Origin of the sequence: Actinoallomurus sp. NPDC050550, assembly GCF_040655075.1 — a bacterium.
Classification (GTDB): domain Bacteria; phylum Actinomycetota; class Actinomycetes; order Streptosporangiales; family Streptosporangiaceae; genus Actinoallomurus.
Map to the genome: position 1 here is coordinate 111,259 of NZ_JBFAJC010000031.1, position 8,211 is coordinate 119,469.

9 protein-coding genes are annotated in these 8,211 nt (G+C 72.6%); 5 read left to right on the forward strand and 4 right to left on the reverse strand.

Annotated features, from left to right (window positions below; all coding sequences use genetic code 11):
* Positions 1-11: 11 nt before the first annotated feature.
* Both AB0I04_RS34460 and AB0I04_RS34465 read left to right on the forward strand, forming a co-directional pair.
* The gene (locus tag AB0I04_RS34460; RefSeq protein WP_360894181.1) at positions 12-1,007 is read left to right on the forward strand and encodes a winged helix-turn-helix domain-containing protein; all 996 of its coding nucleotides are present in this window, start codon (positions 12-14) and stop codon (positions 1,005-1,007) included.
* 227 nt (positions 1,008-1,234) lie between these two features.
* On the forward strand, positions 1,235-1,894 hold the full coding sequence (locus tag AB0I04_RS34465; RefSeq protein ID WP_360894184.1) for a response regulator transcription factor: 660 nt from the start codon (positions 1,235-1,237) through the stop codon (positions 1,892-1,894).
* Between the two features lie 74 nt (positions 1,895-1,968).
* On the opposite strand, the gene AB0I04_RS34470 is transcribed toward AB0I04_RS34465, so the two are convergent.
* Positions 1,969-2,430 carry a cyclic nucleotide-binding domain-containing protein gene (locus tag AB0I04_RS34470; RefSeq protein ID WP_360894187.1) on the reverse strand — a complete coding sequence of 154 codons (462 nt, stop codon included), beginning with the start codon at positions 2,428-2,430 and terminating at the stop codon, positions 1,969-1,971.
* 203 nt (positions 2,431-2,633) lie between these two features.
* On the opposite strand from AB0I04_RS34470, the gene AB0I04_RS34475 reads away from it, so the two are divergent.
* Entirely contained in the window at positions 2,634-3,056 is a 423-nt protein-coding gene (locus AB0I04_RS34475; protein WP_360894190.1) for a universal stress protein, read from the forward strand.
* Positions 3,057-3,293: 237 nt separating this feature from the next.
* Here the strand turns inward: AB0I04_RS34475 and AB0I04_RS34480 are convergent, their stop codons facing one another.
* The 3 genes from AB0I04_RS34480 to AB0I04_RS34490 all read right to left on the reverse strand — a co-directional run bounded on the left by AB0I04_RS34480 (position 3,294) and on the right by AB0I04_RS34490 (position 6,021).
* Positions 3,294-3,671, reverse strand: coding sequence for a VOC family protein (locus AB0I04_RS34480; RefSeq protein WP_360894193.1), 378 nt, complete (start codon positions 3,669-3,671; stop codon positions 3,294-3,296).
* 79 nt (positions 3,672-3,750) lie between these two features.
* Positions 3,751-4,371 (reverse strand): YigZ family protein, encoded by a 621-nt coding sequence (locus AB0I04_RS34485; protein WP_360894195.1) that lies wholly within the window; start codon positions 4,369-4,371, stop codon positions 3,751-3,753.
* A gap of 96 nt (positions 4,372-4,467) precedes the next feature.
* Entirely contained in the window at positions 4,468-6,021 is a 1,554-nt protein-coding gene (locus AB0I04_RS34490; RefSeq protein WP_360894198.1) for an FUSC family protein, read from the reverse strand.
* 65 nt (positions 6,022-6,086) lie between these two features.
* On the opposite strand from AB0I04_RS34490, the gene AB0I04_RS34495 reads away from it, so the two are divergent.
* Together AB0I04_RS34495 and AB0I04_RS34500 are read left to right on the forward strand one after the other, a co-directional pair.
* Entirely contained in the window at positions 6,087-6,563 is a 477-nt protein-coding gene (locus AB0I04_RS34495) for a MarR family transcriptional regulator (protein ID WP_360894201.1), read from the forward strand.
* Between the two features lie 31 nt (positions 6,564-6,594).
* Positions 6,595-7,890, forward strand: a complete 1,296-nt coding sequence (locus AB0I04_RS34500) for an alpha-amylase family protein (RefSeq protein ID WP_360894204.1) — start codon at positions 6,595-6,597, stop codon at positions 7,888-7,890.
* Positions 7,891-8,211: the final 321 nt, after the last annotated feature.

Sequence of the window (8,211 nt, forward strand, 5' to 3'; positions counted from 1 at the left end):
CGTGGGGCTTAATGATCGGTTTCGTGCTCGGCGTCGAGGACCTCGCCGACACGCGTTTCGCCCTCTCCCCCGTGACCGAGACGGTGTTGAGCCTGCGGGTGCTGCGCGATCCGGGCCTGTCGGTGTTGCACCTGCCGTGGCGCAGGTCCGTCCTCGGCGGGCTCGGCGCGCTGGACGCCGGTCTGCTGATGTCCCTGGTCGGGGACCGGCTCACTCTTCCGGACTTCCTGACCCCGCGGCCCGCGGGCTTCGCCGGGGCCTTCGAGGAGGAACTGGCCGTCGTCCGCCGGACCGCCCCGGGCGTGGTGCGCCGTGATCTGCTGGCGGCGCACGTTCCCGGCCCGCTCCCCCGCGTCCTGCGGGATGCGACCGCCGGCGATGATGAGGCCGTCGTCCGGCTGCGGGATGCGATCTGTGATCTGTTGCGGCGGTACTGGGGTCTGGCGATCGAACCGGCGTGGCCGCGGATGCGCCTGCTGCTGGAGGCCGACATGACCTACCGTGCCCGGCAGCTGGCCCTGGGCGGCGCCCGTCTGCTGTTCGCGGACATGCACCCGAACCTGCGGTGGCACGACGGGGTGGTGCACATCGACAAGATGATCGGCGCGCACCGTGTCGAGGCGTCGGGGCGGGGGTTGCTGCTGGTGCCGTCGGTGTTCGCTCACAAGCCCGCTCCCCCGGCCGGCCCGGATGAGCCGCCGATGCTGGTGTATCCCAGCCGTGGCGTGGCGACGTTGTGGGCTCCGGTGCCGGCCGCCGGCGCGTCCGCTCTGGTCTCGCTGATCGGCGCGTCGCGGGCCAGGCTGCTGGGGCTGCTGGAGGAGCCGCTGGCCACCGGTGAACTCGCCCGCCGTGTGGGGGTGACGCCCAGCGCGGTGTCCCAGCATCTGCGTGTGCTGTTCGCGGCCGGGCTGGTCACCCGGGCCCGGAACGGGCGTCAGGTCCTGTATCGGCGGAGCGATCTGGGTGACCGGCTGGCCGGCGGGCACCGCCTCTCCCCCACCTGACGGCCGGGCGTCGCGCGCCCGGGGCGTACGTTCGTCGCGCTGTCCGGGGACGACGGCGTCTCTTGCCTGGACCGATCCGCCCGCGTAGGTGTGTTCTGTGGGGGAATGACGGGATCGGTGCCGAGGCTGAAAGGGCCGTTGGCCCCTGATTTCAGGGCCGAGGCGCCCTGTCCCCGCGGGGGGGCGGTGTTCAGGGCGTCGCACGGCAAGGGGAAAGCGAGGCGTTCATGACCATCCGTGTGTTCTTGGTGGATGACCACGAGGTCGTCCGGCGTGGGGTGGCGGCCTTGCTGTCGTCGGAATCGGACATCGAGATCGTGGGCGAGGCCGGCAGCGCGGAGCAGGCGCTGGCGCGCATTCCGGCGGCGCGCCCGGACGTGGCCGTGCTGGACGTACGGCTGCCCGACGGGAACGGTGTCAGCGTGTGCCGGGACGTCCGTTCGCGCATGTCGGAGGTGGCGTGCCTGATGCTGACGTCCTTCTCCGACGAGGAGGCGCTGTTCGACGCGGTCATGGCCGGTGCGGCGGGGTATGTGCTCAAGCAGATCCACGGGTCCGATCTGGTCAGCGCGGTGCGTACCGTGGCGTCCGGGCAGTCGCTGCTCGACCCGCGCAGCACCGCGCAGATGCTGCAGCGGCTGCGGGAGCGCCAGACCCGCAAGGATCCCCTGGCGGCCCTGTCGAGTCAGGAACGTCAGATCCTCGAGCTCATCGGTGAGGGGCTGACGAACCGGCAGATCGGCGAGCGCCTGTTCCTGGCCGAGAAGACGGTGAAGAACTACGTCTCGAACCTCTTCGCCAAGCTCGACATGCGCCGCCGTACGCAGGCGGCCGCGTTCGTCGCTCAGTTGAAGGCGGCCGAGGGCCACGAGTCCCGTGACGAGTGAGGTCACCGGAACTCCGGAGGGCCGGGAGGTGCCGGATGCCGGCGCGCCCGTGACGGCAGAGCCGGGTGCGCCGGTCAGGCCGGGGTGCAGCGGTCGATGAGCCGCATCCGGGTGTTCTGCAGGCGGTCGAGCATGATCGCGGTGAACCGGCGGGTGAGCTCGAAGCCGAGGGCCGGGTCGGTCACGCACAGGACGCGTACGGTGCGGCCGTCCAGGACGATCGCGCGGACGGGTTCGGCGGCGATGGCGCCGAAGCGCCATACGTACGGCGGGAACAGCCAGGACCAGCCCAGCACGGTGCCGCGGCCGAGCGTTTCGATGACGACGGTGCCGCGCCCGGGTACGCGCAGGTCCAGGGTGATGCGGCCGGCCTGGATGAGCCAGAACCGGTCGGCGCGTCCGCCCTCCTCGAAGAAGCGGTGCCCGGCCGGTACGTCGATGTAGTGGGCGGACCGGGCGAGCAGGTCGACGTGCCGTGCGGGCATGCCCCGGAAGAACTCGTGGGCCGTCAGGGCCGTTCCCGACAACGTCGTCATGTCCGTTCATCCCCTCGCCGATGTCCGGCGGTCGGTGGCGTGCCCGCCGTGTCGCGCCGGCGGATCGCCGTCGGCGCTCTTCCAGAGTCCGTGGCGGCGGTGCGGGCGCAGAAGGGCCGAAGGTCCCACCGGCCGGGGTCGCTCGGCTCTCTCCCGGGCCGGGGCGCGGCGGCGATCGTGGATAGCGACATGAGGAGGTCGTCATGCTTGTTGTCCCGGGACCCCGGTATGTGATCACGGGGTTCGACGGATCCCCCAACTCCGTCGCGGCACTGCGCCGGGCGGCGGAGGAGGCGCGGCGCCGTCACGCTCGCCTGGACGTCGTACAGGTCGTTCCGGCCTCGGAGGGGTTGTGGGGGTGGGGGCGCGCGTGGCTGCGGCTGCGTGATGAGGTGGCGCGGCTCCTGCCGCGCTCGCAGCAGATCACGACGCGGCTGCGGGTCGCGCGCGGAGAGCCTGGTGTGGAGCTGACCCGGCTCGCGCAGCGGGCCGAGGCGCTTGTGGTCGGCGCGCGGCTGAACTCCCATAACGGCGACCCGTTCGGCGGTGACACGGTCCCGACGATCCTGATCACGTCGCCGTGTGAGGTCATCGTGTGTGAGGGCGATTCGCGGCAGGGCGCCTGAGGCGCTCCGTGGTGCCCTGAGCGGGAAGTGTGGCGGTCACGGGGCCGGTGCGATGTGGATCGAGACGGGGCGGCGGGGAACCGGCCGCGCCACGCTCGCGGGACGCGACCGGTAACCCTTCCCTCCCCCCGGCCCGCGGCCCGGCCACGGGCCGCATCGGCCTTGTCACGCCGCCTTGGTCCGGCCGCTATGAGCCGGACCGGCGACATGGCGACCGGGCATGGCCCGGCCTGCTCCTCAGGAGGCGTCTCCGGGGCGGAGACAGACGCAGAACGGGTGGCCGGCCGGGTCGAGCAGGACCCGCCAGCGGTCGCCGCCCGGCTGGAACTCCGGCCGGACGGCCCCGAGCTTCACGCAGCGCGCCTCGGCGTCGTCCAGGTCGTCGGCGTACAGGTCGAGGTGGTATCGCTTGGAAGAGTCCGTGTCGGGCCAGTTCGGCGGCCGGTAGCCCTCCACCCGCCCGAAACCGACGTTGGTGACGCCGTCGCCGATCATGGCGTACGCGTCCTCGCTGTGGGTGATCGGCAGGTCGAGGACCTGGTGGTAGAACTCGGCGAGCGCCTGGGGGTCGGCGCAGTCGAGGTTGACCATGGCAAGTGAAGCGATCGCGGTCATGGATGGCCGCCTTTCATTCGTCGGTGACGGATCCCATCCTGCCGGTGTTACCTGACATCTTCTGTCAGTCTTTGCGGCGTCATATCTCCACGTCGATGAGCGCCCGGGCACCCCGCCGGATGGAGACCTGCCCGCCGGTGGCGGCCGCGGCCCACGCCTCGAAGGCCGTCAGCTCCGCCTCCGGAACCGGCACGTCGATCTCGACGCCGGCACCGTAGCGGGTGCCCGCCGGTGGGTACGGCGAGGCGTGCAGGTCGCGCTGGAGCCGGCCCGCCCGTTCGTGCCCGACGGAGACGGTGACGGTGACGACGGGCCGGCGCTCGACCACTCCCACGGCGTTGATCGTCTCGGTGACGGCCTGGCTGTAGGCGCGGACCAGGCCGCCGGCGCCGAGCTTGATCCCGCCGAAGTACCGGGTCACGACGGCGGCGACACCGGTCAGGCCGCGGCGGCCCAGGACCTCCAGCATCGGCAGGCCGGCGGTGCCGGCCGGTTCCCCGTCGTCGCTGTTGCGGGTGATCTGCCCGTGTTCGCCCAGGATGTAGGCGGTGCAGTTGTGGGTGGCGTCGCGGTGGGCGCGGCGGCGCTCGGCGATGAACGCCTGCGCCTTCTCCTCGGTCACCACGCGGGCCAGGGCGCAGATGAACCGGGACCGGCGGATCTGCAGCTCATGGACTCCGGCGTGCTTGATGGTGCGCATGTCGCCTCCCACCGTAGAGGCCGGCGGGGGCGTCGGCCGCCACGGACGTGAGCTTGGAGGTGTCGTCTCCGCTTTGCCGTGCGCGGCCTCGTCCGTTCAGGCGTCGGCCGGGGCGAAGATCGGCGGCAGGCTCCGTACGGCGGCGTCCAGCTCGAGCAGCGCCGCGCGGAGCCGCTCGTCCGGCGACGGTCCCGGCGCGGCGGGCGCCGGCGCGGGCGGGTGGGCCGCAGTGAGGGGGCGGCGGCCGACGGCCAGGCGGGCCCGGGTCAGGTCGGCGGTGACGGCGGCGTTCAGGCGGACGATGTCGGGCGCCGTGAGCACCTGGCCCGCTTCGGCCGCGCATCGGGCGATGGTGTGGACCGGCGCGGCGCACCGGCGTACGGCGTCGATCGCGTCGGCGGGATGCGGGACGGTGCGGCGGAGTCGGCGGTGGGCGCGCAGCGGCCCGGCGATCTGCTCGAGCCGGTGCAGGCAGCCGTCGAATCTGGCCTGGTGATCGGCCAGGTGGCCCGGTTCCTGGCGCGCGGCCGCCAGGAATTCCCCTAGGGCGGCCAGGGCGTCGGCGGTGCGGCGGCGCAGCACGTCGATGGACCTGATCGGCAGGATCAGCCAGGACGCCGCGATGCCGAGTACGGCTCCGACGACGATCGCCTCGAGTCGGGTCGTGAGCAGGTCGGGGGCCGACTGGCCGAAGTAGCCGTACAGCAGGGACAGCGCCGCGGTGACGAATCCGGCCCAGTAGGCGTAACCGGCGGGCCGCAGCCAGGTCGCGGCCGCGAGCACCGCGAAGATCACGGCGATGGAGCGGGTGTCGTGCGGGCCGAACGTACCCGCGATCATCGTGGCCACGGCGGTCCCGGCTGCCGCGCCGACGGTGCGCAGCACGCCCTTGTGGACGACGTCCGCGCGGCCCCGTGCCCCGCTGCAGACCACGAACGCGGTGAGTACCGACCATGCCCAGTGCTGCGGGAACAGCAGGTGGCCGGCGGCGAATCCCGCCCCGACCGCGGCGCCCATCTGCAGGCTCATGCGGGTGCTCGCCGAAAGCCGTCTGCTTCCGCTCGCCGGGGCGGGGACCGGCGGGAAGGCGGCGGCCGGGCGCGTGAACCTCAGACGGTCCGCGATCGCCCGGGCGGTGAGGCCGCACAGCACGGCGATCAGCGCGACCAGCCCGGCCCACTTGTCCTGATCGTGGCCGGGGGCGCGGCCGCCCGGCGGAGTGACGAGTACCGCGATCAGCGGGAGCACGGCGAGGGTCCCGGCCCTGGTCGCCCGCGGGCCGAACCGGCGAACGGCGATCGTGGCGCAGATCAAGGCGGTGAACACCGTGTCGCCGGCGACGGGATGACGGGACATCAGCGCGGAGGTCTCGGCGGCTGCGACGGCCACCGTCGGCAGTACGGCCAGGGCCGTGATCCGGTCGGCCGGCGTGGTGCCGGGGCCGGTGCGGGACAGGGTCAGCGTCAGCGCGACCGCTTGGACGAGGATGACGGTGTGCAGGTGCTCGGCGTGCTCGAGCAGCAGCGCCGCTGCGTACGCGGCGAGCGTCGCGGTCATCGTGACGGCGGTCGCCCGCAGCCCCGCCAGGCCTGGGTCCAGCCGCCGTATCCGTGTGAGGCCGTGCGAAACGATACGCAGTGCGTACGACATCGATGCTGTTCTCCCCTGATTTGCCTGGTGAAGCATGCCGAGATAGTAAGTGATAGCGTAACAATATGGGTGACAGGCAGGAGGAGGCGGAGCTTCTCGACGGCGCCGCGCAGGTCCGTCAGGGCGTCATCCGCCTCGGGCGGCGGCTGCGCGCCGAGCGTTCCCCCGAGGCGCTGAGCGTCAACAAGCTCGGTGTCCTGAGCCACCTGCACCGGCACGGCCCGGCCACCGCCGGTGAGCTGGCCGCCGCCGCGCATCAGCGGCCACAGTCCCTCACCCGAGTCTTCGCCGAACTGGAGCAGGCGGGACTGGTCACCCGGATCCGCGACGAGCGCGACCGCCGCCAGTCCGTGCTGGCCATCACCTCTGAGGGGACCGCCGCCCTGGCCCGCGACATGGCCGAACGCGACGCGTGGCTGGCCTCGGCGATGGCCGGGCTGTCGCCGACCGAACGCCAGGTCCTGCGGCTGGCCGGCGCGCTGATGGACCGGCTCGCCGACGACCCGCCCCACTCCGCGCGGCACCGCCCCGGTGCCGGATGACCGACCGACCACTCACCCCTGGGATCGTTCGATGCACTGGTCCGAACACGCCGTCTGGTGGCACGTCTATCCGCTGGGCTTCACCGGCGCCGAACGCCGGGCGCTCCCCCCGTCCGCGCCGCCGGTGCCCCGGCTGTCCCGCCTGGCGGACTGGCTGGACTACCTCGTCGCCCTGGGCTGCAACGGGCTCGCCCTCGGCCCGGTCTTCGCCTCCGAGACCCACGGCTACGACACGGTCGACCACTTCCGTATCGACCCCCGCCTCGGCGAGGAGGAGGACCTGCTGCGGCTCGTCGAGCAGGCGTCGCGGCGCGGGGTGCGGGTGCTGCTCGACGGGGTGTTCAACCACGTCGGCCGGAGCTTCCCCGCCTTCGCCGACGTCACCGCGCACGGTCCGCGCTCACGGTACGCCTCCTGGTTCCGCCCCACCCCCGACGGCGGCCACCTGACCTTCGAGGGCCATCACCGTCTCGTCGCGCTGAACCACGACGAACCGGAGGTCGCCGACTACGTCACCGAGGTGATGACGCACTGGCTGGAGCGGGGCGTCGCCGGCTGGCGGCTCGACGCCGCGTACGCCGTGCCGCTGTCGTTCTGGCGCGCGGTGACCGAGCGGGTCCGCGCGCGTTTTCCCGGCGCGTGGCTGATGGGCGAGGTCATCCACGGCGACTACGCCGCCTACGTCACCGACGGCGGGCTGGACTCGGTCACCCAGTACGAGCTGTGGAAGGCGATCTGGAGTTCCCTGAACGACCGCAATCTGTTCGAGCTGGCCTGGACCCTGGACCGGCACAACGCGCTGCTGGACACGTTCGTCCCGTACACCTTCGTCGGCAACCACGACGTGACCCGTATCGCCAGCCGCCTGAGCGACGAACGCCACCTCGAACACGCCCTGGTGATCCTGTGCACGGTCGCCGGGATCCCCGCGATCTACTCCGGGGACGAACAGGCGTTCCGCGGCGTCAAGGAGGAGCGGGAGGGCGGCGACGACGCGATCCGCCCGGAGTTCCCCGGGGACCCGGCGGGCCTGGCCGGGCACGGCCGCCCGTACCACCGTCTCCACCAGGACCTCATCGGCTTCCGCCGCCGGCATCCCTGGCTGGTCCGCGCCCGTACGACGGTGACGGCCCTGACCAACACCACGATGGTCTACACGGCCGCCGACGGGGACCACGGCGTGACCGTCGCGCTGAACGCCGCAGACCATCCCGCCGAGGCCGACCTGCCCGCAGGCGTCTGGCGGCACGCCGCCGGATCCGGGCGGATCGACGGATCGCGCGTGAGCCTGCCCGCGGCCGGCTGGGCGATCGCGACACGGGGCTGATGGAGCAGCGGAACGGAAAGCCGCGCCAAGCCCGACGCGGGCTGCCACGACACGCTGACGGGTGACCTCGCCGAGCGCGGCGGCCGCGTGTTCCGAGCGCGCGTCGAGGTGCTTCGGTCACGTCGCATCGGCCGTGCCCGCGCGATCGGACCGTGCGGGCTTGCTCCTTCCCCGGATCCGTGGCGGCGCGGCGACGCCGTCCGGTGAGCGATGTACAGCGGGGGGCCCGGCGCTTCGGCGGGGCCCCCGGGGGCTGGGTGGGGGGGGGGGGCGGTAGCGTGATGAGCCAACAGTAAATAAGAAAAAAAAATTTAGATTAAT